Source organism: Pseudomonas arsenicoxydans (genome assembly GCF_006438915.1).
In the GTDB taxonomy this organism is placed as follows: Bacteria; Pseudomonadota; Gammaproteobacteria; order Pseudomonadales; family Pseudomonadaceae; genus Aquipseudomonas; species Aquipseudomonas arsenicoxydans_A.
Window position 1 is genome coordinate 218,521 of record NZ_RCZE01000010.1, and the last position, 25,278, is coordinate 243,798.

Here is a 25,278-nt window from a genome sequence, read left to right on the forward strand (position 1 = left end):
TCATGGTTTGACCACCACTTTAGGGCCGAAGCCGTCGCCATTGCGGAAGGTTGGCAGCGCGGCGGAGTTGACGTAGCGCACACCATCCCAGCTTGGCAGCGGTGTTGGCATCAACTGGAATTGCCCGGGTTTCTCAATGTCCCAACGCAGCAGCATCGAGTTGTCTTCGTGCTGGGTGTTGTGACAGTGCTCCATGTAGGTCCCGGCGAATTCGCGAAAGTTGATCGCCATCTCGACATTGTCCAAACCGTCTTTTTCCGTACCGATGCGGTACACGTCCTTACGTGCCCACTTTTCCCATTCCGGTGGTGCCTTGCCGCCGCGACTGAGGATGATCCCCTCTTCGAAGTGCACATGCACCGGGTGGCTCCAGCCACTGCCGCCGAGCTTGATGTTCCACACCTCCAGGGTGCCGAACCCTGCTGCCCCGGCATCGGTCGGACCGTTGGCCAAGTGGGTCGCGGTGTTCAAGCGACGTGGGTCCATGTGGAAGCCGAAGCCGCCATCGGTCTTGACCGTCCACGGTGCTTCATCGGTGCCGTCGGAACGGCCGAAGGTGAAGGTGCGGTGACGAGCCTGGGCCAGTAGCGCCTTGTCGGCCGGATTGTCGCGATGGATCTTCAGCGGGATCATCACCAGGCCTTCAGGTTTGCCCGGTTTGGCCGGTTCGTAGGCTGCGGGGTCCATGGCCAGGTCTTGACCGGTATAGGCCTTGACGTTGAGTTGCAACACCTTGCCCACTGCCGGGTCACCTTTGTCCCACTGCGGTCCTTTGCTGCCTTGTTTGATCACCGCCAGGTATTTCTCGGACAACACGTCGGCCAGGGAGATAGGTTCTTTCGGGCCTTTGCCATCGTCGTGCGCCAGCAGGTTGACGAAGAAAATCTTGTCCCCTGGCTTGATGCCGTTTTTGGCGAAGTTGACGATGATGTCGAAGCGCTCGGCAATGCCCTGGGTCGGCAGGATTGCGTTGTGGTTCTGTTTATCGCCGTCGGCGTCGAGGTCCATGGAGCCGTCGAACGGCACGCTGTGTTCCATGATGTTGCCGTCGTTGGCAATCATGTGGAACGGCACGCGGGCATAGGACACACCCGAGCCTTTAGGCCCCTGGAACTCGCCACTGGTGCCTTTGATTTCACGCACCAGCGCCAGTTTGTAGTAACGCGATACCGAGCCGTTGAGCATGCGGAACCGATAGCTGCGGGCGCGCACATCCAGGGCCGGTTTCCACTGCCAGTTGACCAGCACCTGGTCACCGAGGAAGCCGTCGGTGTTGAAGGGGTTGAACCACAGCTGACCGTTCTGATCCCACGCCTTGTCGGCGAACACCAGGTTGACGTCGTAGTCGCGGTTACCCCACGGCAAGGCGTTGCCGCTGGGGAAACGCAGGTTGACGCCGTCGTTGACCGATTCGTTGCCACGGTCGAGGGCGCTGTAGTAGTTCATCATCGCCGCGTTGCCCTTGTAGACGTTCTGCGCGGTGAAATCGAGCATGTGGTCGTGGAACCAGTGGGTGCTCATGGTTTCGCGCCAGTCGCCGCGGATCTTGATCGTGCCGTTCTCGCACGTCTTGCGGCTGGGGTTGACGTCATTGGTCCACAGAGTTTCGCCCGGCGAGCAAGGGAAGGCCGCGCGTGGATCATGAGCATCGGTGTTGATGGTGTCGTAACCGGCCAACTGGATCGGCCAGCGATAGTCGTAATACTGGCCGGGGAAGAAAAACGCGTTGGCATAACCATCGCTTTCCGCCGGGGCGTGACCGTTGTGTTCGTGGGTACTGATGGTGTGTAAACCAAAACCCATGTTGGCAGCAGGGTCGATCGGCAAGCCGTTGTAGTGACGCATCAACACCGGTTGGCCGTAACGCACCATCAGCAGTTTAGGCGGCAGGGTGCCGTCGAAGGTCCAGACCGAGTTGTGGTTCTGCACTGGCATGTTCGGGTGGAAACGCGCATCGACACCTTTGGAAGTGCCATCGGTCGCCGGTACACCGGCGACGTTGTGATACAGGCCACCGGGGCCGAACTCGCCCATGGCGTAACCGTGCATCTGATGGCTGTCGCGCCAACCGCTGTTGAGCCTCGCCCCGGTTTGCACGGTTTTGTAGGCCACTTGCGGGTAGAACTCATTCCAGCGCTGGTGCGACCAGCCCTTTCCTGGTGGACGACCTTCAGCCGACGAGCCGATATGGCGGTTGAGGAACACCTCGATCTGCGCCTGCCACGGGTTGCGGTCCACCACGTTGGAGAATTGGCTGGGGAACGGGGTCAGCCCCGGTTGACGCATGAAGGCATCGAGTGCCGCGCTCGGTGGTGCACTGCGAGCGGCATTGGTCGGGTCCTGTTGTGGCAACGGACCGACCGTGGCCGGCGGGAAACCCAACGGCGCCGCCGGTGTGGTGGGGTCGAGTTTTTCCGGGCCGAATTCTTCGAACAGCACCAGTTGCTGAGTGAATGGCTGGGCGCCAAACAACGGGCTGGGCTTGCCATTGGTGGGGTAATTGAAACTGGTCTGCACCGCCGGCGGCAGGACATTTTCCTGCCGTGGGGTCAGGCGGGTGCCTTTGACGCCATCGGGCAAATCGAAAGAATCCTGGTTGGCCTCCGGCATGGTCAAAATGGCATTCAACGCCGTGGCTTCGTCAGCCGGTTCGTCGTAATAAGCCGAGGGGTCGGACGGTTCAGGCTGTCGCTCGTCATCGATAGGGCTGGCACGCAGATTCGCTGTGCCCAGCGTCATCGTTAAAAGAACGCCCAGAGGCGTCAACAGGCCAAACCACTTGAAGGGATAACGCGATTTTCTGTCCATCACCAGCCGCCTCGAAGTCGTGAAGGGGGTGATGGGTGTTTTGCAAGGAGCTCGCCAGATTTGTAACTGATTTATACGAAAGTATTAACACCCTGAAAAACAATGGCTTATCAACATCAATGTGCCATAACCGCAAAAACCGACTGGGGCTTGACACCCGCTAACGGGGAAAGTTCACACCCGTTTTCAGGGAATCCGTTTGAACGACAAACGGACAGTCGTGCCCTCGCCTTCACGGCTGTCCAGGGTCACCGCGCCACCGAAGCGGTCCATGATGCGCTTGACCAGCACCAGCCCGACGCCCAAGCCACCTTGCTTGGTGGTAAAAAACGGCCGGAACGCCATGCTGCGCTGCTCCTCGTTCATGCCTTTGCCGGTGTCGCTGATACTCACACAAATACCTCTGGAATCCGTCGGTTCGAGCATGATCGTCAGCGTCCCGCCCTTGTCCATGGCTTCCAGTGCATTGGCCAGCAAACTGTTGAGTATTTGCGTCAGCTGCACCTGCTGGCTGAGCACCATCGGTGTCTCCTTGGGCTCGAACACCACGTGAACGTTGGCCTTGGCAATCTGATGCTCGAAGGCGAGCAGACTGTCATGCAAGCAGGCAACCAGGTTCACCGGCTCCACTTCGTCATTGAGCGGTCGCAAGGATTGCAGCAGTTCCCGGACCCATTTCGACATGCGGTCCACCTGACCGATGATGTCGTTGATGTTTTTGTGGGCCGGGCCACTGTCGAACTCAAGGGCCAGCTCGGCGCTGGAACGAATGGTCGCCAACGGGTTGCGCAGGCTATGGGCAACCGCCGAGGACATCTCCCCGAGGGCGACAAAGGTTTCGTTGGTGATCAGTTGTTTTTGCTGCGTGGCCAACAGGATCGCTGCCCGCCGCACGATCCAGTACAGCCCCAGATAGATCAGCCCGCCGCCCAGGGCCGTGGCCAGCCAGATCAGGGCCAGGCCACGCTCCATGCGCTCTATCAGGTCCTTGGGTTCCTTGTAGATCTCGACCATCGCAGTCACGGTGTTGCGGTCGGCATCGAACAGCGGGATGTAATTCTCAATGAAGATGTAGTCCGGCGGCGTGACGAACTTCTGCTCCATGCGCGCCTCGTCCACGTTGTGATAGCTGGCGGACACCGGCGTTTTGGAGCCGAACGCATGATCGAGGTCCTCGTCGGCATGGATCGTGGTGCCCATCAGCTCCGGGTTGGTGGACCAGATCACCATGCGGTCCGGGGCGTAGATGTTGGCCAGGATCACATCGGGCAAATGCTCGACGTGGTCGAGGAATTCACCCCGGGCACTGGCTCGGGCTTGTGGATCGTCGCCGGGGAAATCCTTGTCTTTGCGCGGGTCGAGCAACTCGCCCATGGTCCGCACGTTAGGAAGGGACACATGACGCACCTCGGCCGAGGCTATCGCTTCAATGAACTGTGAGGTCAATAACGCATCGCGCTGCACGCTCTCGGTAATCACAAAGCGCGTGGACACAGCGCCCAGCGCCACGGCTACCGTGCCGATCACCGCCATGCTGATCAGCGAGAACCAACGCAGCAGATTGAACGGCTGTTTGCGCGAGCTCAGGCGAATGTCGCCCTCTTCTTTGAGCAGGGCTGATGCTTGAATATTCATGGACGTGGTTCCCGGGTGCTCCCTATAGGGTTATAGCGCACTGCCCGATGTTTGCCCGGCTTCGGGTTTTATCCACCCACTTTCCCCGATTGCCCCACTGCCCCGATCACCCCCCAAAACTGGGGACAGTCGCCCGCTTCAACGGCCGGTGAGATTTAGTCGCAGTCACGCCACAGGCCTTCACTACGGGCTTGTGGTGACGGTTTTCAAAAATTGGTATGGAAGTTGCCGAAGCCCTCTCAACTGACCCACCCCCAAGGGGCAGGTCTTCTGATAGAGGGAATACTCATGCACCCTTTACTGTCCAAAACCACGATCGCCCTGATCGTGTCCGCTCTGGCCCAAGGCGCTGCGCAGGCGGCGCTGTTTGCCGTCGACACCGGACCTTACCTGCCCGCCAACGGCAATTTCGCCGCCTGGTATCAGGATACGCACGGCCGCACTCTTGATCTGTGCCTGTCCAAGGCAGTCAGCTCCAGGGTGGCCAGTGCGCCAGGCGCCCCGACTTACATGTGTTCGTTGATCCCCGCCCCCGGTGTTTTCGACGACACTCAACCAATGGTCTTCCCGACCAATTTCCCCGACGAAGCGTTCTGGGCGACCGGCGAAACCACCATCGTCGATGCGGCCCGCGGCATCGACCTGACCTATGTCTCTGCGGTTGAAGCCGCCTTCAGCGGCGGCGACCCGGTGGAAGGCGACCAGATCAGCTTCGCGCGCATCCGCATCCGCATCGACGTGCCCACGGCCGGGACCTATGTCATAACCCACCCCTATGGCGTCGAAGTGTTCACCGTCGATACCCCAGGGCGGCGGGCGATCAACATGACCCGGGACATCGGCATCGGCGCGGCGAAAACCTATGACGGCGCGCTTAAGGGTGATGTCGGACCGTTCCTGCGCAGCGTCAACGGCCCTTACACCGAGACCAACCCGGTCAGCGGCGCCGCCGAACAATTCGTCGGCGACCCGAACCTCACCGAAGCCGTGACCGGCAGTCCGTACAACACCAACTACGTGCGCATCGAAGGCCCCAATGGCATTGACTTGCGCACTGACCTCTTTGCCGTCTCCGGCAAGCTGTCGACGGTGGTCCGGCCAACCCCGGTCATTGCCCAACGCAGCACCTACTCTCGGCATGCCGGTGACAGCGCACCGGTGGCCCAACAAGACGTCTTCGTCATGGCCCCGCCTGCACCGGCGACTGTGACCCTGGACAGCAACAACCCGGTGTTGAACCTCACCGAGGCGGACAGTACCGGCCACTGGTACGCGCAGTCGTCGACCAATCCATCGTTGCCGAACACCTTGCAACTGACCGCCGACAACCATCTGGCCATCGCCAGCAGCACGCCGACAATCCTGCCCATGCCCCTGACTGACCTGGTGGTGATTTCCCGTGCCGAGTACAGCCTGAGCAACGGCCAGATCACCATCGTCGCCTCGACCAGTGATGAAACCTCGCCACCGGTGCTCACCGCCACCTCGGGTACCGGGGTCGCCATCGGTGCCCTGAGCGGCGATGGCGCCGTGAAAAGCCTGGCCACCGGCATCTCGCCCATTCCGCCAGCCAAGGTTCGGGTGACGTCATCCAATGGCGGCAGCGACACCGAAGAAGTGGTCATCGTGCAATGAACGCTCACATGCCCAGATCCTCATCAGGAGGCATCATGAACAATTGGCCACGCCTGGCGCTCAACGCCCTGGGACTGACTCTATCGCTGTCCGGCAGTGCTTTCGCGCAACTCGCTGCCGTCGACCCCGGCCCCTATACCTTTGCCACCGGGAAATTCCCGATCTGGTATCAGGACAACAATCTGCTGTCGATGGAATTGTGCCAGTCCAAAGCCGTCAGTTCGCGAGTAGGGGTCACGGTGCCACCGGCCTACATGTGTACCCTGCTGCCGACACCGGGCATTTTCGACGACACCCAGCCGATGGTGTTCCCGGATAACTGGCCAGACGAAGCCTTCTGGTTCCTCGCCGATGCCACCATCCCCAACAACGCTGCCGGTTACGGGATGGACGCCTATGTTGCCGGGATCGAGGCTGCATTTGCCGGCGGGAACCCGCTCGACGGCGATCAGATCACCTTCGCGCGGATCCGGATGCGGATCAACATTCCCGTCGCCGGGACCTACACCATCACCCACCCATACGGTGTGGAAACGGTTAATGTCACCACCCCCGGCCGTCGTGCGATCAACATCACCAAAGACGTCGGCATCGGTGCGCCAGGCGTATTCACCGGCGCGGTGAACGGTGCTATCGGGCCCTTCCTGCGCAGCGTCAACGGCCCGTATACGGAAGTGAACCCGGACACCGGCGCCGTCGAAACCTTCGTCGGTGATCCGAACCTCACCGAAGCCGTGACCGGCAGCCCGAACAACACCAACTTCGTGCGTATCCAGGGGCCTGCCGGGACCATCGAGACCAGCCTCTTCACCCTGTCCGGCAAAGTGCTCGACAGCCGTGCGCAAACACCGGTGGATATCAGTCGCGCCACGTACCGGCGCACCGCAGGAACGGGAGGCAACAGCACCCGCGTCGAAGTCTTTGGTAAAGCCAACAACGGCTCGACCCTGTGCTTCCGCGAAAGCATTGCCCTGGTCCCCGGCCCACCTGTCTCGCCTTGCCAGACCACCATGGTCAGCGATAACAACGGCTTGTTCTTCGGCCAGCACCTCCTGGCCAATGGCGCCGTGCCGCCTGTCGTGGTGATCACCGCCACCAACCCGACCGGTTCGACCCGCCCGACCTCCGTGTCGAGCAAACTCACCGACGTGGTGAAAGTCCAGACCGCTCGCTACAGCTGGAGCAATCACAGCCTGCTGATCGAAGCCACCTCCACCGACGAAGTGGGCATACCTGACATGGTCGCCCAGAGTTACGGAAGGCTGTCGAAGAACGGCACGCTGCAGAGCCTGACCGTGCCGGACCTGATGCAGCCACCGGCCACCGTGACGATCAAGTCGGCCGCGGGCGGCAGTGACACCGAGCCAGTCGTGGTGGTCGGCACCGCACCGGACTCCGGTCAGAACAAGGCACCTATAGGGGTTGCCGATGTGGGCAGCACCACCTTTGGCGTGCCGGTCACCCTCAACGTGCTGGCCAACGACAGCGACCCGGACGGCAACACACCACTGAGTGTCACGGCGCTGACGCAACCGGCCGCCGGCAAGGGCACCGTGGCATTGGCCGTCAACAATGTGGTGTATACGCCGCCCGCCGTCGTCAATGCACCGTTGACCACAACCTTCACCTACAAGGTTCAAGACGCCAAAGGCCTGGCCTCGACCGACCCGGTGACCGTGACCGTCAACGTGGCATCTAACCAGCCTCCGGTGGCTGTCAACGACAGCGTCTCGACCCAGGCTGCGCCCGTCACGATCAACGTGCTGGCCAACGACACCGACCCTGAAGGCAACCTGCCGCTGGCCGTCGCCAGCCTCACCCAACCGGCAGCAGGTCGCGGCAGTGTCGCCATCAACGGCACGGCGGTCACCTATACACCACCGGCCGTCGTGCTGACGCCTTTCACCACAACCTTCACCTACGTCGCCCGGGACAGCTTCGGCGCCCTGTCGGCACCGGCCACGGTCACCGTGCAGGTGTCGCCACCGCTGGTCCTTGAAGTCTTCAACGTGACGGCTGCCACAGTCACCGCCCGTGCCGGCAATCGCTTCACCTGGAACTTCGCCGGTACCTCGTCGACGATCGTCGGCAACACGGTCACCGTCCAGGTCACCACACCGGCCGGGCTGGCTACCCTGGGCACCGCCACCGTAGCGATTACCGGACGCTGGACCCTGACGGTCACCAACACCACGGTCGCCCCATCGCTCAACCCGACGGCCACCATCCGATCAACCCCGGGCTCGGTGCGCAACGTCTCCGTCACCGTGCAGTAAACGCTGCCCCACCGTCTGCAATGGCCGGTGGGGCAAGCCCTCAACCAAGGACTCAGCCATGAAAACGTCGACCGTTGCCCTGCTCTGCCTGCTTCTGCTTTGCAGCAGCGCGGGTGTGCGCGCCGATGACTTGATGGACAACGACGACCTCGGTCCCGGTGGCGACCTGGGCGAGTTACCCCCACCGGTTGGCCAGCACGCGCTGATCGACCAGAACGGCCAGGCCAACATTGCACTGGTGCAACAGAACGGCCAGTCGTTGCTCGGCAATATCGTCCAGTCGGGCAGCAATCAGGAGGCTTACATCCTGCAACAAGGAAACGACCTGATGGCAATGATCAACCAGCAAGGTTCTGGCAACGATGCCTCGATCACGCAAACCGGCAGCCACAACCGTGCGCAGATTTCCCAGAACGGCAATAACAACGACGCCAGCATCGTCCAGGCCGGCACGGGGCTCTCCAGCGCCGTGACCCAATCCGGGAACGGCATGAGCGTCTCCGTCAAACAATATCGCTAAAGCACTGCACCACTTGGAGGTTCCATCATGTTCAAATTAATGCCCCTCACCGCCGCCATCCTGGTCATCCTCAGTGCCCAGGCGATGGCCGACGACAGCACGTCCATCCAGAACCAGAACGGCGATGCCAACATCGCCAACGTGAAACAGACCACAGCCAGTTTCAGCACGTCCACCCAGCAGCAGTCTGGATCGGGCAACGATGCCGCGACAGTGCAGGACAACGCCAGCAGCACCATCGAGCAGATCCAGGTCGGTGACTACAACGCCGGCTACGGTGAGCAACTGTTCGAAAACGGCAGCACCATCACCCAGCAACAGGTCGGCACGTTCAACACCAGCCATGCCAGTCAGTCAATTGGCGTGGGCAGCAGCCAGGCGCTGCAACAACAACTGGGCAACGGCAACTTCTCGTTCCTCTATCAGGACAGTCAGGACGGCAGCAGCGGCACGACCTTCCAGCAAGGCGACAACAACGAGGCCAACATCGAACAGATGGAACTGGGCGTCGGCAACAACGCGTCCATCACCCAGTTCGGCAACACCAACTACGGCACCGCCGAACAGGTGTTCCACGAGGGTGGCCAGATCAACATCAACCAGTCGGGCAACGATAACTATGCCTATGGCGATCAACGCAACGGCCTGGGCGGCACCATCAGCATCAACCAGCTCGGCGATGGCAACGGCAGTGAAGTCTGGCAAGACAGTCAGACTGCCAGCCAGACCACCATCCAACAGATCGGGCAGACCAACGAAACCGTGGTCGACCAGAGCTTCGGCCAAAACAACGTGGCGACGGTGCTGCAAGTTGGCGACCTCAACGCGATCTATGCCGACCAGTTCGAATCACTGGGCTCGACTGTCGCGCTGTATCAATCGGGCACCAGCAACGTGCATTTCACCTATCAAAGCGGCGACAGCCATGTGCTCAACGCCAACTCGGTAGGTACCGGCAACAAGGTCTACGCCAGCAACTGGAAAGGCCCGCAAAAAGGCGGTCAGTTCGGCAGCAACCAGCGTGCGACGGTCAATCAGGTGGGCACCAACAACGTCGCCAACTTCACCCAGAACGGCGCCGGCCACATCATGACCACCAACCAGTCCGGCACCGGCAACACAACCAAGGTCAACCAGGCTGATTCCTACAACGAGCTGTATTTCGACCAGAACGGCAGCGACAACATCCTCATCGCCGACCAGCGCGGCACCACCAACCTGGCCCAGGGCAGCAGCAACGGCACTGGCAACAGCACCGAGATCGACCAGTCCGGCAGCGGCAACCAGGCCTACACCACACAGCTGTATGGCAGCGACAACATGATCACCGTCAAACAGGCGGACACCATGAACGTCGCCTATGTGACCCAGGGCGGCACCGGCAACATTGCCAATGTTGATCAAAGCGGCGTAAGCCAGACGGCGACCGTGCAGCAGTTTGGTAGCGCCAACTCGGCAACCGTGTTGCAGCAATAATCGCAAGGCGTAAAAAACCGCGGCCTTTGGTGGAGGGTCGCGGTTTTTTTGTGCCTGGTGGGGATGTGGTGGTTGTGAGGCCGCCTTCGCGAGCAAGCCCGCTCCCACAATTTGACCGGGGGAGGTCTGAAAATTCGGCTTAGAATGGCGCACTTTTCGTGCTTGCTTCATGGCGAGCTGTGCGTGGGAGGGCTTCGGCCCTCCCGGGTTCCATTCCCTGGTCGACCAACCTGCGTACAGTTTGCCACCCAACTGCTTGGTCGCAGTCGTGGCGGATTCCTTTTCTTCGAATGGAGCTTCACCATGATCAAAGAAACACCAAATCCCCCCGAAACCGACGACGTTTTCCCCTACGAATCCATCGATTCCAAAAAATTTCATGACGCCGCCGAACGTGCTTTGAATCACCACCTCAACCCCGCAGCCCTGAAATCATCGCCCACCCGCAAACCCAGCACGATGTTCATCCTCGCACCGGATATAAAAGACGAAGACCTGCTGGCTCACACCTGTGAATCACTGGCCCAGGCCAGCGTAATGGCCGGCGATTTTGCCGCCTACCTGGAAGGCCCGCACCGCAATACGGCAATGGCCATTCAGCAAATCGTCATGCTCGCCGAACTGGCGGCGAATCGGATGATGGACAACCTCGCACTGCCCAAACCCACGCCACTCCGCTAATCCCCAGCAAACGCCAATCCCCTGTGGGAGCGAGCCTGCTCGCGATGACGGTGTGTCAGTCGACTTCAATGTTGAATGTGCTTCCGCTTTCGCGAGCAAGCCCGCTCCCACATTTTGAGCTGGGTACATCGGATGGAGATTGGTCGGCTGTCAGGCCGCCATCGCGAGCAGGCTCACTCCTACAGTTTGAATCGGCGTACAGCCGTTGCTCCTCACCACTCAACAGGCCGAGCGTAGCTCGCCTGAAAGCTTTTGATCTACGGCTTTTGATTCACCCGCCCCCTCGGTAGGCTGAGTGGAGGTGTTCATCCGGGGAGTGGCGCGCAGCGCCGTTCGACGCAGTCGAACACGCTGCATGTAGGTCGTAGCGAAGCAGACCGGAGGGCAGTGTCCCCGGATGGATACCGGAGCGAAGGAACGCCGAGCCTAAGCGAGGGGCCGGACGCTCGGGGCGAGACCTTTGCTTCCTTTGGGGCGTTTGCCAAAGGGAGTCGCTGTAAGAGCGAAACCATTAGCGGCCGTTACCCCAGGAATGGATATGTACACCGAGAAAGCGAAAGGTCGGCCCGAAGGCCGCCTCGGTTTACTCACTCTCAGGATCAACCTTGGTCTGGGTCAGGTACCGGTCAAGCGTCGCATTGGCATCCGGCGAGTTATCCCCCGCCACCTGCCACAAATGCCGCTCAATCCCCTGCGCCAGCAAATGCCCGACGGCCGCCTCGATCGCCGACAACACACACAACTGCGCCGGCTCGTTAGTGGTGTAACCGACCTCCGCCTCCAGCAACTTCTTGAACTCGATAAACTTGAACACCCCGGCACTGCGGCTCACCGAGTAAATCGTCTTGCTGGTCATCACGTTAGCCAACACCTGCCCGCTGCGCACATCCACCGCCCGCAAGTTGACCGTGACCTGATCCACCCGATACTCCCGGGAAATATCGATCCCCAGATAACGCGCCCCTTCCCCACCACTGCGCACGTTAGTGTCATAAGCAATGATCCCGCCTTCAAGCATCATGTTCGCCGCTTGCAATGGAGGCAGTTCGCCCTGGATATTCACCGGCGTATTGGCCTTTTTCTGCGAAGCGCGAATGATCTTGCGCTCAGTCAGCAGGTTCTGCAGCCCTTCCCGCTCCAGCACCACAAACCAGCCGCTGGACTGCAACGCATCCATCAACATGCTCGCCGCGCCCTGGGTCACGCTGGTTGAAAACGAACTGGCCGGGGTCGGTTTGTATTGCCCGGTCTGGTCGCGGAAACCATACACCACCGCCATCAATCGGCCCTTGGGTCGAGGCATGGCCAGCAAGTCGTAATAGGTCGACGCCCGTGGCGTCAGGGTCGGGGTCTTGGTGTCCTGCTCGGCCGACATCGGCTCGCGCAAACCACACCCTTGTAAGGTTGCCAACATCAGCCCTAGCGCAATTATTTTTTTCATGTCCCTAACTCCCCATCGACCCAAAGCCCTTTAAGGGGCCAGGCCATTCACCTGGATTTCCGACACTTCACCGGTCGATCGGTCCGTCACTTCAATAGTCAGTGCACCGGAATCGTCGACAACGTTGACAATAAAAGCGTCGGTAGAAAGGCTCCCCGAGTTACCGGAGGAAATGTTGTCCAGCACTTGCCCCAGCAAGCGTGATTGCAGCTGACTGGTGAATCGCTCCAGGGCCGAGGTACCGGGGACGGCCGTGCGGTTTTTCAGGTCCGGATCGTCGTAGTCGTTCTGCGCCTGGGCGTTGTTGAGCAGCCAGGTGCCGTTCAACGGGTTGCCGCCAAACGAAGGGTTGACGGGCGTGTACACCAGCTCCGTGGCCTGGACCAGGCTGGCGCTGCCAAACCCGAGCAGTAAAATGCCGGTGCACTGCAAGAACGTTTTCGTTTTCATAATTCGTCCCTCTCCAGGTCCGTAGTGTCTTGCAACAAGGCCTCCAGCTTCTGCTGGGCAATCTGAGCGCGAACCACGTCGGCCGCCTGGTAGGCGTCGTCCTGGAGGTCCACGGTGTTCGGCGGCAAGAAACGCCGATAAACCAGTCGCTGCCGATATTCCACGGTCACCAGGCTGCCCCAGCGAGCCGAAGGTCGTTCGCGCACCACCAGGTTGAAATCCATCGGGCTGGTGGCGCGCAGACGTTCACTGAACGAGTAATAAAAGTCGTGGCCGATGTGCGAGATCGTGTCATCGACAATGAAGCCGAGCATTTCCTCGTCTTCGCCGGCGCTGGCGAAGGACGCCACGCACATGAGGATCAGGACCGCGAGCCAGTGTCTGTTCATGGCGATAGCGCCTGAGGCAGTGCGGACTGGCTTTTCGGCGGACCAGACGTGCCGTCGAGGAAGGCCTTCTCGGCCACGAACTGCCAGTCTTTGTAGCTGGCCATGCCGGCGAAATCCGACCACTGGCTGGGAAAGTCTGTCTGCTTGAGCGGCGTGTCCGTCGAGGGGCTGCTGATGCCGGTGATGCGCCCGTCGAAACCGAGCATCAATGTCCATTCCCCACCGCCAATCGGATCCGGATACAACTGGCGCAGATGATGTTTGGGCGATGGAAAACGCTCGTCCTGCAGCAGGTCTGCCAGCTCTTTCGGGTACTGGGCCAGGCCTGGCGAACTGCGGTAGTAGCTGCGCAGGGCCTGGGCGTATTGGGTGCCGACCCACAGCAACTGACGCTCCCGATCGCGGCGCGAGGCGGTTGCCCACAACTCGCCGGCACTGGCCAGGCCCATGCCCATCACCATGATCAGAAACAGCACGCCCAGGTAGGTGAAACCCGCCTCGTCGGCCGGTTTACCACTCGGAATAAAGGCTGCCATCACGCGCCCTCCCTGTGGCTCCACTTTTGATATCGGCCACCCCGCCCGCCACGCCATCCGGCGGTGCAACCAGCACCCAGGTGTCTTTGCGCTCGGCAATCGGGTCCATCGGCGCGTTGCGCAGGTAACGCTGTTCGACCAGTTGATCGAGGGAATCGGGGTAGCGTCCGGTGTCGCCGTAGTAGTGATCCAGTGCTTCGCGCATGGCCGACAGGCTCTGGCGCAGCGTGGTTTCCTTCGACGTTTCGAGACTGTTGAAATAGCGCGGCAAGGCAATGGTCATCAGCGTCGCGATGATTGCCATGACCACCATCAGTTCCAACAAGGTAAAGCCCTTTTGCCGACGCATATGCTCACCACTCCCGGTAGGCGATGCCGTTGAGCCCCTTGCCCCGGGCCTTGGAGTAAACGTCAAAGACGTCCTCCCCATCCCGCGGGTTTTCAGCCGAGCTGTCATAAGAGCGCAAGCCCCAGCCGCCTTCGTCGTCACGCTTGACCGTCGCCAGCGGGTCATGGGGCACGCGGCGCAAAAAGTAGAACTTGGCGCCCTTGGCGCTGCGCACATCGCGTACGCCTTCCACCAAGACTTTAAGATTGGGTGGATAGCCGCTGCTGTTCAGCGACTTCTCGATATAACCGGCGTCGAAGGCGCGCTTGTAGGCGTCGATGGCGTCGCGAATCTGGTACAGCGCGGTGCGCAGGTCCTGCTCTTTGCCCCGGCGCACTACGGTCTCGGTCAGCGGCGCGGCCATACTGGCCAGCAGGCCGATCAGCGCTAGCGTCACGACGACTTCGATCAAGGTAAAACCGCGTTGCGAGGCGTTCATGATCAAGGCTTCTCAACAGTGACTTGAGGCGTGGCGGAAGCCACCGGCCGGCCGACGGACACTTCGGTGGTCACGCCAGGCACCGAGCGGTCGATGTGCTCATTCTGAATCTGTGGCTCCATCCGGCGATCCGGCGCCTGGATGTGCATGCTGGTTTCAGTGCCGGTCGGGAATTCCATGTCCGACGGACTCTGGTACGGCAGGTTGCGCACGATCCGTGGGGTGATCGACAGCACCAGCTCGGATTTGCCGACGGTGTCCTTGTTGCTGCCGAACAAACGGCCAAGGCCTGGAATGTCGCCCAGCCCCGGGATCTTGTTGCCCGTGGCGCCATGGTCGTTACGCACCAGGCCGGCGAGGATCTGCGTTTCGCCGTCATGCAGACGCAGGGTGGTCTGGGCGTTGCGGGTGTCGACCTGAACTGGAATGGTGCCCTGGCGGGTCGGTTCCAGAGGGGTGGCGTTACTGACTTCGAGGGCGATTTTGATCGCTACTTCATTATTCAAGTGCACGATCGGCTGCACTTCCAGCTTCAGACCGACATCGAGGTAAGTGACGCTTTCGGTGATCACCGGCCCCTGGGTCGACGGCACCGAGGTCGCACTGATGATCGGCACGCGCTGACCAATGTGGATGCGCGCCTGCTCACGGTTGCTGACGCGAATCACCGGGCTGGCCAGGGTGTTGATGTCGTTGTCCTGGGCGTTGATCTTGGCTTGCGGCGATGGCGAGATGGAGATCCGGCTGGAGTTGATGCCTTTGAGTTGATCGAGGATCGTCACCGGCGAACCGTCGGTGTTGATCACGCCGAAGGTGTTCGGCCATTGCAGGCCGAGGTCAAGAATGCGCTGACGGGCGACTTCCATCACTTCCACTTCCAGCACCACTTCCGGGTTGGACTGGTCTTGTGACTGCAGGAGCTTTTCGGCCATGCGCACGGCGTCTTCGGTGTCGCGCATGGTCAGGGTGTTGAGGCGCTCATCGACGAACACGTCGCGGGTCTTGAGCATGGTCTTGATCATGTTCAGCGCGGTGTTCGCATCGATACTGGTCAAGTAAAACGTGCGCATGACCAGCTCTTGGTAATCCTTGAGTTTCTGTGGCGAGTCCGGGTAGATCAGCAAGGTGTTTTCGTTCACCACTTTCTGGTGCAACTGGTTCTGTTGCAGCAACAGTTCCACGGCGTCCTCGATGCGCACATCGCGCACGAAGATCGTGGCTTTCATGTCCGGGCGCAGGTCCTTGTCGAAGATGAAGTTCAGACCCGCCACCTGGGACAACACTTCGAAAATGGTTTTCAGGTTGGCGTCGCGAAATTCCAGGGTTACCGGACGGTCCAGACGAGTACGCAGTTGTGGATACGGCACCACGTTGCGGCTCTGTACCAGGCGAATGTTGCCTTGCAGTTCCAGGGCACCTTCATTCTTGGGGTCGAGTTCGAGGATCTGTTTGACCTGGCGCTCGGAGCCGTAGATGTCGCCGCGACGCAGGTCGCCACGGGCCAGTTCGAGTTTTTCGTCCATGCTGCGCAGGTAGTCGAGCTGGTTTAGCGCGTCCTGGGCGCGACGGTTGTGCGGTTCGATGTTCAGTACTCGGCCGTAAGCCATCCGTGCCGAGGCGAAATCACGCGTGGCGCGGGCGATGTCGCCCTGGCTTAACAAATTGGTGACCGCCAGCGCGCGTCCGCTGTTGAGGGCCAGGTGCAGTTCGGTGTCGCGAGGGTCTTCACGCAACCCTTCTTCGATACGGGCCAGGCCGGCTTCGTACTGCCCCGACTCGATCAGTTGGGAAGCTTCCTGGTTCGCGAGCTGCGCCGAACTGCACGCGGCCAGCGCTGCAGCGATGCAGACACTTAACAGCAAACGGGATGTGTTCATTGCGCGCTCCCCACAGACAAGGTCTGGGACAAATGCAGAGGCAAGTAGACGAAACTGAGTTCCACATCGGAAATCCGCTCGATCCGCCAGGTTTCGTCGATCACATCCCCTTTGCGTACGACGTATATTTTTTCGCCGTTCTGCAAAAACACTTGCAGGTCGGAACGGTCATTGAGCTTGCCAATGAACTGGAAAGGCATCGGCGGTACGCTAGGGGCTTGTACCACCGGGGTCAGGTTGACGGGTTGTTCGGTGACGCTGGCCAGGGTCGGTGCGACCTTCCAGCTGCGGGCGGCGAACAGGTCGCCGGACGGGCTGAGGTCCTTGATCACCGCCGGTTTGCCATTGGCGGCAGCGGCTGGCAGCGTGCCGGTTTTGCTTTTGACCGGGGTGGTCGAGGCGGCGACAGACTCGTCACCCTCATCGGTTTTCTGGAAGTATTGAGGTCCCCAGGCCAGTCCCGCGGCCACGCCGAAGAACGCCATCCAACTCATTACGCGTTTGGTATTCATCATGACCTCGACAGGTAAAGGGTCATGCGGATCCGCCCGGTCAGGTCGGTGTCGGCGATCTTCTTGCGCTGGAACTCCACGTCTTCCACCACCACTGCCGGTAACTGGCCGAGCAAGGCGTGCAGGAAGCGCCGCAGTTGCGGATAGCTGCCGCGCACCGGCAGCAGAATCTGGTAGCGGGCGAGGTGCGTCTTGGGGTCGATGCCCAATGAATATTCACCGCGCGACAGGGTGATGTGTTCCTGACTGGCCAGCGCGTAGATCTTGTCGATGGCCACGGTGGCCTGCGGCTGCGACGGTAGTTTGCTGCGGAAATCGTCGAGTTGACGTTGCGGCACCACCGGGGCGGCGACGCTGCCGTCTTCAACCTTGGCCAGGTACTCGCCGGCTTCACGGGTCTGCTGGCTCAGCTGCTGCAGCGCTTGCCAGTCCGGCATCAAACCGCCCAGGCCATACACCAGGCCGACCAGCAGCAACGCCATGCCAACCAGGCCGGGAACGCCCAGGCCTTGCAGGTATTCGTGGACGATCAATTTAGGGATTCGCATCGCCGATCTCCCAGCTGGCCGACAGGTTGAATTGCACCGGGTGTTCCGGCACGTTGGCGACGATTTCGTGGCTGAGCAGCGACACGTCGGACAGCTCGTCGCTGGCTTCCAGGCGCTGGTGGAATTCGAGCATGGCTTCCAGATCCCGCGCCTCGGCACTGATGCGCACCTGGCCTTTGCGCGCATCCGGGGTCAGGGTCAGCAAGGCCACGTTGTCGCGTGGCATGGCTTCGAGCATGGCGAACAGGCGTTCCCAAGGCCGGCGCAGTTGCTGGGAGACTTTGCGCATTTCTGCCAGGTTCTGTGCCTGCTCGCGGGTTTCGGCCGGGGTCAGGCTGACCTTGCTGCCGTTGTCGCCGGTGAGCGCACGCTGGGCATGTTGCAGATGCCCTTGCTGTTGCGAGGCCTCCTCGTCGAGGTGCTGCTGGACGAAGAAACACACCAGCGCCAGCGTCACGCCACCGGCCAGCAAGCTCCAGCCCAATGGGCCGGAACGGCGACGCGGCTGGAAGTCGAGCATCAGCGGGCGCATGTCAGGCCACCGCCCGAGACATGACGTACAAACTGTCACGTACGGCTGTCTGGTCTTCTTCAAGGGTGCGCAAGTGCACGCCTGGCACGTCGGGATGCGAGTCGATGCGCGCCGGGGCGTGCAGGTAGACGCTGAGCGGCCGTTCGCTGGTGGAGGCCTGCAATTGGCTTTCACGGCCGATCAACGCGGTCAGTGCCGCGTCGCTGTCACTGCTGCCCACCGAACGCACTGCCGTCCAACGCCCTTCCCGCGCCAGCAGCAACACGCTGCGCACCGGCTCGGCGACCACAAACAGAAAGTCGCCGCCCTCAAAGCTCTTGTCGAAGTGGTTGAACGCGGCCATCAGGTACGGCTGCACCGAACGCAGGCGCATGCCACGACCGCTGACCAGGCTGCGCAGGCGCGTCAGCAAGTCTTGCGGCAGTGCGGTGGCGATCCGGTCGTAACCTGCCGGCTCGGCCGACAGCACCATGTTCCAGGGCTGGGTCGGAACACCATAAAGGTCTTCGAAGCACAGTTGGGCGAACCCGAGCAGCTCATCGGGGCTGCTGATTTCTTCGCTCCAGGGCACCAGGCAGAAACGGCTGAAGTGCCCGGAGATCACCACACACAGCTCCGCACCGGCCTGCGCGTGTTCGCCGAGTAAACGGTCGAGGGTTTCGAGGGCGACGGCCCAGGCATGGAAGCCTTCGTCGATGAAGCCGACGCTGCCCAGCCACAGGGTGTCGCGGCCCTTGCGCTGGCCGAGGCCGACACCGCTGGCGCCGAGCACGGCGATATACCGATCACGAGACAAAAGTGACACGATTGATCTCCTCGAGCGTGGTACGCCCCTGTTGCACCAGTTCCAGGGCCGACTCGCGCAACAGACGCAAGCCACGTTTGCAGGCGTGGGCCTTGATCTTCGAAATGGGTTGGCGCTCGACAATCATTTGCCGCAGCTCGTCATCCAGGTGCAGCAGCTCGGCGATCGCACTGCGCCCGCGATACCCGGTGCCCCGGCAGTGGCCGCAGCCCTTGCCATGTACAAACTGGTAGTGGCCGACGTCTTTTGGATCGAGACCCGAGGCAAGCAATTCGTCGTCGGTGGGGGTGACCGGCGCGCTGCAACTGGCGCAGACCAGGCGGATCAGCCGCTGCGCCAGCACCGCGTTAAGCGCCGACACCAGGCTGTAGGGGTCGATTTCCATTTGGGTGAAGCGGCCGATCACGTCGAACACGTTATTGGCGTGGATGGTGGTGAAGACCAGGTGACCGGTGAGTGCCGATTGCACGGCGATTTGCGCGGTGTCCGGGTCGCGGATTTCACCGACCATGATCTTGTCCGGGTCATGGCGCAGGATCGAGCGCAACCCCCGGGCGAAAGTCAGGCCTTTCTTTTCGTTGACCGGAATTTGCAGCACGCCCGGCAGTTGATATTCCACCGGGTCTTCGATGGTGATGATCTTGTCCACGCCATGGTTGATCTCGGTGATCATCGCGTACAGCGTGGTGGTTTTGCCGCTACCGGTCGGGCCGGTCACCAACACCATGCCGTACGGTTCGGCGGCCAGGCGGCGCAGTTGACGCAGGGTTTCTTCTTCGAAGCCCAAGGCCTGCAATTGCACGCCGCTGACCTTGTCGGCCAGGTCTTGTTTGTCGAGGACCCGTAGCACCGCGTCTTCGCCGAAAATGCTCGGCATGATCGACACCCGAAAGTCGATCTGCCGGCCGCTGATGCCGATCTTGAAGCGACCGTCCTGGGGCACGCGTTTTTCGCCGATGTCCAGCTCGGCCATGACCTTGACCCGCGAGATCACCTGCTCGGCGAACTCGCTGCCCTGGATTTTACTGATGTTGTTGAGCACGCCATCGATCCGGTACTTGATCACCAGACCGCTGCCGGTGGTGCCCAGGTGGATGTCGCTGGCGTGCATTTTCAAAGCGTCGTAGAGGGTCGAGTTGACCAGTTTGACGACGACGCTGGCGTCTTCACTGATGCTGGTCAGGGACAGGCTTTGCAGCGTGTCGATTTCGATGCCGCCCTCGGACTGGGCATTGAGCGACTCCACCGCGTGGAAGCTTTCTTCGTGACGCGCCAGGTAGGCTTTCAGGTCGTCGGCATGCACCAGGTACAACGGCGCGCCGTGCAGGCAGTCGTCGATCCAGGCCAGGCGCGAGGTATCGAAGGGGTCGGCAAATACACCAATGACCACGTCTTCGTGACGCAGCAGGATGAATTCGCGCTTGAGGCATTGGGCCAGGGTGACCCGGTCGAACACCGGGATGGCCTTGAACAGGTTGTCGGTGTCGAGCACTGGATAATGCAGGGTGGTGCCGAGGCACTGGATGAAAGGCATCGGGGCCAGTTCGCACAACACCCCGAGGGCTTCCAGTACCCGCTCGCCGGAACTGGTGGCCCGGGCCCGAGCCTGGGCTAATTGCTCACTGGAAAAACGAGACGGTACACAGTCCAACAACGCCGGTTCGACGGCAAGGGATAGACGGTCCATGGCATGCTCTCCAACGCCCGGGGCTTTGAGCCCTGTCGGCGCGGCGAGTCATCGCGGCGGTTGCCGGAACGTCTGGTCGCGCCAATTACTCCCCGGTGAGCAGTTGTTCGTCGTTTGGCGCCATGGAGGCCGATGTTCGTCGGCGATCTGCAAGCACCCAACTACCGTCGTACAACTGCAGCGGGAAACTCTCGGTCCTGCTCTGGCGTCGTTCAACGAATCCTTCGGAGGTGCTCACGCCCGTTTTGGGTTCGCGCTTCATCCCTAAAAGGTCACAGATTGCTCGGGCCAATTCCGCCAAAGGAAACGGTTTGAACAGGATATGGCTGACTCCCAGTTGCCGGGCCCGCTCACAGACTTCAGCGGTTGGGTGCCCGGTAATCAGCACAAAATGGCAATTCCTGTTCTGGCGGACAGCATCGAGCACCTCAAAGCCTTCCATATCGGGCAAGCGGTAATCGAACACCATCACGTCGGGTGCAAATCTTTCGGCTTCGCCGATGGCCTTCGCACCGTCGTTCGCGACCAGGACTTCCAGCCCTTGCGCCACCAGATAATCCTGGAGGTTTTGTGCAAGTAGCTGTTCGTCTTCAACAACCAGTATTTTGTTTAACAAGGTGGACTCCTTGTAACCGCAGGTCCGATATTCGTGCCTGGGAGTACGCGCCTTAATTAGGCTAACGCACACTTCATGCCAGACTGAGTGCCGCTTTTTGGTCGACACATCTCTTTGATTTCCATGACAAAACCTTTTCGCTCGCAAATCCCGTCCCCCAAAGACGGGGAAGCGCCCGGAATTGCACTGAAGCTTTCCCCACTTTTGGGGGAGAAGCGTCATTCATCATCAATCCGTTCGATTCGATTGTTTGATCGAAGCTGCGCCAAGACTTGCAAACGTGCTTGAGCCTCTTGCTGTCGGGCAAGGTAAGCCCTGACCATTTCAAGCCCCTGCATTTCTGAGACATCGGCCGCCTCCAAGTGGTTCTGAAGATAAATTAAATGCCAGCCCAACGGCGTACGCACCGGTTCGCTGACGGCCCCCGGCGTCAGGGCGAAGGCCGCCGCTTCGAACTCAGGCAGCATGCGCCCGCGAGGAAAATAGCCCAGGTCTCCGCCTTCGCTGGCCGAAGCATCTTCGGACCCGGTCTTGGCCACACTGGCAAAGTCTTCGCCCTGGCTGACTTTTGCGCGCATCTCTACTAAGCGTAGCCGCGCTGCTTCAACTGTGGCGGCATCGGCGCCTTGGGGCACTTTGATCAGGATGTGCCGGGCCTGGATTTCTTCGGGCCGGCCCATGTCGGCACGGTGTTCTTCGTAAAACGCCCGGACCTGTTTTTCATCCGGTGTCCCGCCCGCCTGGACCAGCTCGGCAAAGACTTGCTGGGCCGCCAGCTCATGGCGGGTGTATTCAGTGAAACTGACTGCATCGAAACCGGCGTCCTGGAGCCTTCGGGCAAACACCTCGGGGCCGCCGATGGCTTGCCGGGTCTGATCGACCTGACGTTGCACGTCGGCATCGCTGATCACCACGCCGCGCTTGAGCGCTTCCTGCCACAGCAGCTCTTTGTCGATCAAGGCGTCCAGCGCCTTCTGCCGCAGCTGCTTATAAGCCCTGGGGTTACGAATATTGCCTACCGCCCGGCCCTGATCCTCGAGGAATTCGGCGAAATAGCGCTCCAGGCGAAACTCGGAAATCTCCTCGCCATTGACCCTCGCGGCAGCCGGGCCGTTATTGCAGAACGCCACCGGGACCCACAATGTCAGCAGCATCAGCGCAATGTTGAGTTTCATGATCGGCCTCCGGTCAGGGCATGGCGGCAATGGGTTTATAGGGGGCAACCAGGAAGAAGCGCTGGTCGGGCAAGTCCACCGTGACAACATGGGCACCGCTCAGGCCCAGGCGTCGGCCCGGGCCAAAGCTGATTAGCGGGGTCAGCCCGGTCTCGAAATCGTGCAAGCCTTCGAGGGCATTGATGAGTTTCTCGCGGCTGGCGTCGCGACCAGCCTGCTTCATGCCTTCGCTCAGCAGCAGCATCGAGCTGTAGGCGCCGACTTGCAGCACCGCGTGCTGACCGCCCAACCCCTGATTTTGGCGCAACTGCGTCAGCGCCAGGCGCCCGGCCAGCGTCCAGTCGCTGGGCACGAACGGGTAGGCCAAAAACAACCGCCGGGAAAACCCGCTGGGCATTTGCAACACGTCACCGGCCACCTGATTCGACGCGGCGAACAGGTAAGGCACCTGCCCCGCTTTTTGCAAACGCTCGCCCAGACGACTGAAACCTCTGCCACTGCCCAGGTAAAACACCGAACGCGACCCCAGCGGCAATTCGTCCTGTGCCTCGTCGTAGGTTTGCAATCGCACCTGTTGCCAAGCGTGTTCTTGCAGGTATTGGCCGAGATTCTGCGCCGCCAGTCGCTGGCTCGGCTCGTCCGGGTAGGTGATCAGCGTCGGCCCCTGCAGCACACGCAAACTGGCGGCAGCGTAGTCGGCCAGGGCGATCAGTTGTTCGCGCAGTCCTGGCAATGGTTCAAAGATTTGCCGGCTGGCCTGCGCCATACCTTGCAACGAGAGCGACCCGATCAGCGGAATCCCGGCCTGTTCCAGACGCGCTGCCAGGTCGGTGTCCAGCGCTGGCGCCAGCGGTGCGATCAGGGCGAATACCTGTTCCTGCCCGATCAGTTGCTCCAGCGCCAACTCGGCACTGGCGCGGTCCGGCCCCGGATCAAGTATGGTCAGGCGCAATTGCCGGCCATGAATACCGCCCGCTTCATTGATACGTTCCACGCTGCCCTTGAGCACCGCCGCCACGGTGGCGCCCTCGTCGGCCAGAGCCCCCTGACTGGGCAGCAACGTGCCAAGGTGCAGACTGTCGGCGGTCAATCCGGGGTCGCGATCATCGGCCACACGCTTGAGGTAGGCCGTGAGGTTGCGTTGATCCTTCATCGACAGCACGAACCGCGGCATCGCCGGATCGAGATGGTTGTTGGCCGAATCGCGACCTTCGGCAATCGCTCGGGCCAACGCGCCCTCGGTGTAGGCCGGATAGTCGCGGCCATTGATTTGCTCCTGGCCATAACGACTGGAGAGCCGTGACCAGCTGATGTCCGGCGGGCGCACGCCGCCTTCCGGCCGCCCCTGACCGTCGGCGCCATGGCAGTTGGCGCACGGCAAGCTGCTGGCCGGCAAGATCATGTCGGCCGCGCCGACCCGGGCCATGACCGGTTCACCGCTCTCGGACAGCCCCTCGCGGTACAGGCGTTTGCCCGCACTTTCGCTGGGGTTGAGCGCCAGCGCATGCGCGGTGCAATGAATGCCGCCCAGCAGTAGCAGGCCGAGGATCAGGGACGTTTTCATGGCGCGCTCAACGACCGGCCACGGGCATGGTCAGCAACTGTAAGCGCTGAGCAATGGCGGCGGCCGGGGCATCGGGACGGATTTTGCTCCAGCGCTTGTTCGCCACATCACCGACGATCAACTGCGTGGAATGCTGTTCGGGGGTCGGCACGATCTGGCCGATACGACTCAGGACAAGGTCTATTTGCGCCTTGTCGCCAGTGAGAAAAAACCAGTGGGGCCCATCGACGCCCTGTTTCAAGGTGTAAGCCTTGAGTACCGCCGGCGTATCGCGCAGCGGATCACTGGTAAGGGAGATAAAGGTGATGCCGTCGGCCTTGTCGCCCAGCAACTCACGCACTTCCTTGAGCTTGCGGGTGATCAGCGGACAGGCGTCGTTGCAGCGGGTGAAAATCACGTTCAGCAGCACCACGCGGTTTTGCAGCGCGTCGCTGTAGAAGCGCAGGGTCTCGCCGTTCTGATCCTGCAACGGCGTGTCGGTGAACCAGGTTTTCGCATCGTGCGTGCCGCTCGCCGGTTGCGCGCCGGCCACCGCCGGCGCGGGCTCTACGTGCCCTTCGTGGGCAAATGCCATCAAGCTGATAACGCAAAAGCACATCGTGAAGAGGTTCAGGGCGAGCGCTCTCATGGCTGTTGCTCCATGGCAATGGCGGTGTGTTTGGCGTGAGCATTGCGCTGGCCGCTGATCTTCTCGACTTCACGGGTCAGCACGGCCGGGTCGGTGAAGCCGTAGTAGCGTGTCCAGTGCCGGCTGTTGCCATCGCCGACGAGGATCAGTGGCTGATGGTTCTTGAAGTCGCCACTGAACGAGCCCAGGCCCTTGAGGGTTTCATTGATCGACTGCGAACTGCCGGTCAACCAGCTCCAGCCCGGGCCGTTCTGGAAATTGCGGGCGTAGTCGTTCAGGCGTTTGGCGTCGTCGCGCTGCGGGTCGACGCTGATCGACACCAGCTGCACCTCGCCACCGACCCGCGCACCGAGTTGTTTTTGCACCTTGCCCATGATCGAGGACACCACCGGGCACACCGTGGTGCAACTGGTGTAGATGAAGCTCATGACCACGATTTTGTTGCTGATCAGGTCCTTTTCCAGGCGCACCGATTTGCCGTTCTGGTCCACCAGCGCCACGTCAGCGAACTTGACCTGGGCGCTTTCGGAAGTGGCGCTTTTGGGCGGCATGTCGTGCCCGGCGTGTTCGTCCGCCGAGTGCGCCAGGGCCTGACCGATACCGGCCGCCAACAGGCAGAACGTCAGCAAACCACGGTGTGCGAAACGGTTCATGTCGGTG

General features: G+C 61.1%; 24 protein-coding genes. 5 read left to right on the forward strand and 19 right to left on the reverse strand.

Annotated features, from left to right (window positions below; genetic code table 11):
- Positions 1–2,808 carry a multicopper oxidase domain-containing protein gene (locus EAH78_RS21340; protein WP_140669306.1) on the reverse strand — a complete coding sequence of 936 codons (2,808 nt, stop codon included), beginning with the start codon at positions 2,806–2,808 and terminating at the stop codon, positions 1–3.
- A gap of 186 nt (positions 2,809–2,994) precedes the next feature.
- Positions 2,995–4,443 carry an ATP-binding protein gene (locus EAH78_RS21345; protein WP_140669307.1) on the reverse strand — a complete coding sequence of 483 codons (1,449 nt, stop codon included), beginning with the start codon at positions 4,441–4,443 and terminating at the stop codon, positions 2,995–2,997.
- Between the two features lie 288 nt (positions 4,444–4,731).
- Between EAH78_RS21345 and EAH78_RS21350 the strand changes: the two genes are divergently transcribed.
- The 5 genes from EAH78_RS21350 (at position 4,732) to EAH78_RS21370 (ending at position 11,031) form a co-directional block, all read left to right on the forward strand.
- Complete coding sequence (locus EAH78_RS21350) at positions 4,732–6,078, forward strand: hypothetical protein (protein ID WP_140669308.1); 1,347 nt, start codon at positions 4,732–4,734, stop codon at positions 6,076–6,078.
- A gap of 35 nt (positions 6,079–6,113) precedes the next feature.
- A complete protein-coding gene (locus tag EAH78_RS21355; RefSeq protein WP_140669309.1) occupies positions 6,114–8,354 on the forward strand; it encodes an Ig-like domain-containing protein in 2,241 nt (746 codons plus the stop codon).
- Between the two features lie 58 nt (positions 8,355–8,412).
- Entirely contained in the window at positions 8,413–8,874 is a 462-nt protein-coding gene (locus EAH78_RS21360; protein ID WP_140669310.1) for a curlin, read from the forward strand.
- Between the two features lie 27 nt (positions 8,875–8,901).
- Positions 8,902–10,350 carry a curlin gene (locus tag EAH78_RS21365; RefSeq protein ID WP_140669311.1) on the forward strand — a complete coding sequence of 483 codons (1,449 nt, stop codon included), beginning with the start codon at positions 8,902–8,904 and terminating at the stop codon, positions 10,348–10,350.
- Positions 10,351–10,653: 303 nt separating this feature from the next.
- A complete protein-coding gene (locus tag EAH78_RS21370) occupies positions 10,654–11,031 on the forward strand; it encodes a DUF6124 family protein (RefSeq protein WP_140669312.1) in 378 nt (125 codons plus the stop codon).
- 583 nt (positions 11,032–11,614) lie between these two features.
- Here the strand turns inward: EAH78_RS21370 and EAH78_RS21380 are convergent.
- The 17 genes from EAH78_RS21380 to EAH78_RS21460 all read right to left on the reverse strand — a co-directional run bounded on the left by EAH78_RS21380 (position 11,615) and on the right by EAH78_RS21460 (position 25,271).
- Positions 11,615–12,472 carry a CsgG/HfaB family protein gene (locus EAH78_RS21380; RefSeq protein ID WP_140669313.1) on the reverse strand — a complete coding sequence of 286 codons (858 nt, stop codon included), beginning with the start codon at positions 12,470–12,472 and terminating at the stop codon, positions 11,615–11,617.
- Positions 12,473–12,502: 30 nt separating this feature from the next.
- On the reverse strand, positions 12,503–12,922 hold the full coding sequence (locus tag EAH78_RS21385) for a curli assembly protein CsgF (RefSeq protein ID WP_140669314.1): 420 nt from the start codon (positions 12,920–12,922) through the stop codon (positions 12,503–12,505).
- Positions 12,919–13,311 carry a curli production assembly/transport protein CsgE gene (gene csgE, locus EAH78_RS21390; protein ID WP_140669315.1) on the reverse strand — a complete coding sequence of 131 codons (393 nt, stop codon included), beginning with the start codon at positions 13,309–13,311 and terminating at the stop codon, positions 12,919–12,921. The genes EAH78_RS21385 and csgE overlap by 4 nt, the downstream gene beginning before the upstream one ends.
- Positions 13,308–13,847 carry a type II secretion system protein gene (locus EAH78_RS21395; RefSeq protein WP_140669316.1) on the reverse strand — a complete coding sequence of 180 codons (540 nt, stop codon included), beginning with the start codon at positions 13,845–13,847 and terminating at the stop codon, positions 13,308–13,310. Before EAH78_RS21395 ends, csgE begins: the two co-directional genes overlap by 4 nt.
- The gene (locus EAH78_RS21400) at positions 13,822–14,196 is read right to left on the reverse strand and encodes a type II secretion system protein (RefSeq protein WP_140669317.1); all 375 of its coding nucleotides are present in this window, start codon (positions 14,194–14,196) and stop codon (positions 13,822–13,824) included. Before EAH78_RS21400 ends, EAH78_RS21395 begins: the two co-directional genes overlap by 26 nt.
- A gap of 4 nt (positions 14,197–14,200) precedes the next feature.
- On the reverse strand, positions 14,201–14,674 hold the full coding sequence (locus EAH78_RS21405; protein WP_140669318.1) for a type II secretion system protein: 474 nt from the start codon (positions 14,672–14,674) through the stop codon (positions 14,201–14,203).
- A gap of 2 nt (positions 14,675–14,676) precedes the next feature.
- Entirely contained in the window at positions 14,677–16,551 is a 1,875-nt protein-coding gene (locus EAH78_RS21410; protein WP_140669319.1) for a secretin N-terminal domain-containing protein, read from the reverse strand.
- Complete coding sequence (locus EAH78_RS21415) at positions 16,548–17,063, reverse strand: hypothetical protein (RefSeq protein ID WP_140669320.1); 516 nt, start codon at positions 17,061–17,063, stop codon at positions 16,548–16,550. The genes EAH78_RS21410 and EAH78_RS21415 overlap by 4 nt, the downstream gene beginning before the upstream one ends.
- Positions 17,063–17,611, reverse strand: coding sequence for a GspMb/PilO family protein (locus EAH78_RS21420; RefSeq protein ID WP_140669321.1), 549 nt, complete (start codon positions 17,609–17,611; stop codon positions 17,063–17,065). The genes EAH78_RS21415 and EAH78_RS21420 overlap by 1 nt, the downstream gene beginning before the upstream one ends.
- The gene (locus tag EAH78_RS21425) at positions 17,598–18,143 is read right to left on the reverse strand and encodes a PilN domain-containing protein (RefSeq protein WP_140669322.1); all 546 of its coding nucleotides are present in this window, start codon (positions 18,141–18,143) and stop codon (positions 17,598–17,600) included. Before EAH78_RS21425 ends, EAH78_RS21420 begins: the two co-directional genes overlap by 14 nt.
- A 1-nt stretch (position 18,144) precedes the next feature.
- Positions 18,145–18,948, reverse strand: a complete 804-nt coding sequence (locus tag EAH78_RS21430; RefSeq protein WP_140669323.1) for a hypothetical protein — start codon at positions 18,946–18,948, stop codon at positions 18,145–18,147.
- A complete protein-coding gene (locus tag EAH78_RS21435) occupies positions 18,929–20,635 on the reverse strand; it encodes a GspE/PulE family protein (RefSeq protein WP_140669324.1) in 1,707 nt (568 codons plus the stop codon). The genes EAH78_RS21430 and EAH78_RS21435 overlap by 20 nt, the downstream gene beginning before the upstream one ends.
- A gap of 85 nt (positions 20,636–20,720) precedes the next feature.
- Positions 20,721–21,251 carry a response regulator gene (locus EAH78_RS21440; protein ID WP_140669325.1) on the reverse strand — a complete coding sequence of 177 codons (531 nt, stop codon included), beginning with the start codon at positions 21,249–21,251 and terminating at the stop codon, positions 20,721–20,723.
- 218 nt (positions 21,252–21,469) lie between these two features.
- Entirely contained in the window at positions 21,470–22,426 is a 957-nt protein-coding gene (locus tag EAH78_RS21445; RefSeq protein ID WP_140669326.1) for a peptidylprolyl isomerase, read from the reverse strand.
- Positions 22,427–22,439: 13 nt separating this feature from the next.
- On the reverse strand, positions 22,440–23,990 hold the full coding sequence (locus tag EAH78_RS21450) for an ABC transporter substrate-binding protein (protein WP_140669327.1): 1,551 nt from the start codon (positions 23,988–23,990) through the stop codon (positions 22,440–22,442).
- Between the two features lie 7 nt (positions 23,991–23,997).
- Positions 23,998–24,618, reverse strand: a complete 621-nt coding sequence (locus tag EAH78_RS21455; RefSeq protein ID WP_140669328.1) for an SCO family protein — start codon at positions 24,616–24,618, stop codon at positions 23,998–24,000.
- Positions 24,615–25,271 carry an SCO family protein gene (locus EAH78_RS21460; protein WP_140669329.1) on the reverse strand — a complete coding sequence of 219 codons (657 nt, stop codon included), beginning with the start codon at positions 25,269–25,271 and terminating at the stop codon, positions 24,615–24,617. The genes EAH78_RS21455 and EAH78_RS21460 overlap by 4 nt, the downstream gene beginning before the upstream one ends.
- Positions 25,272–25,278: the final 7 nt, after the last annotated feature.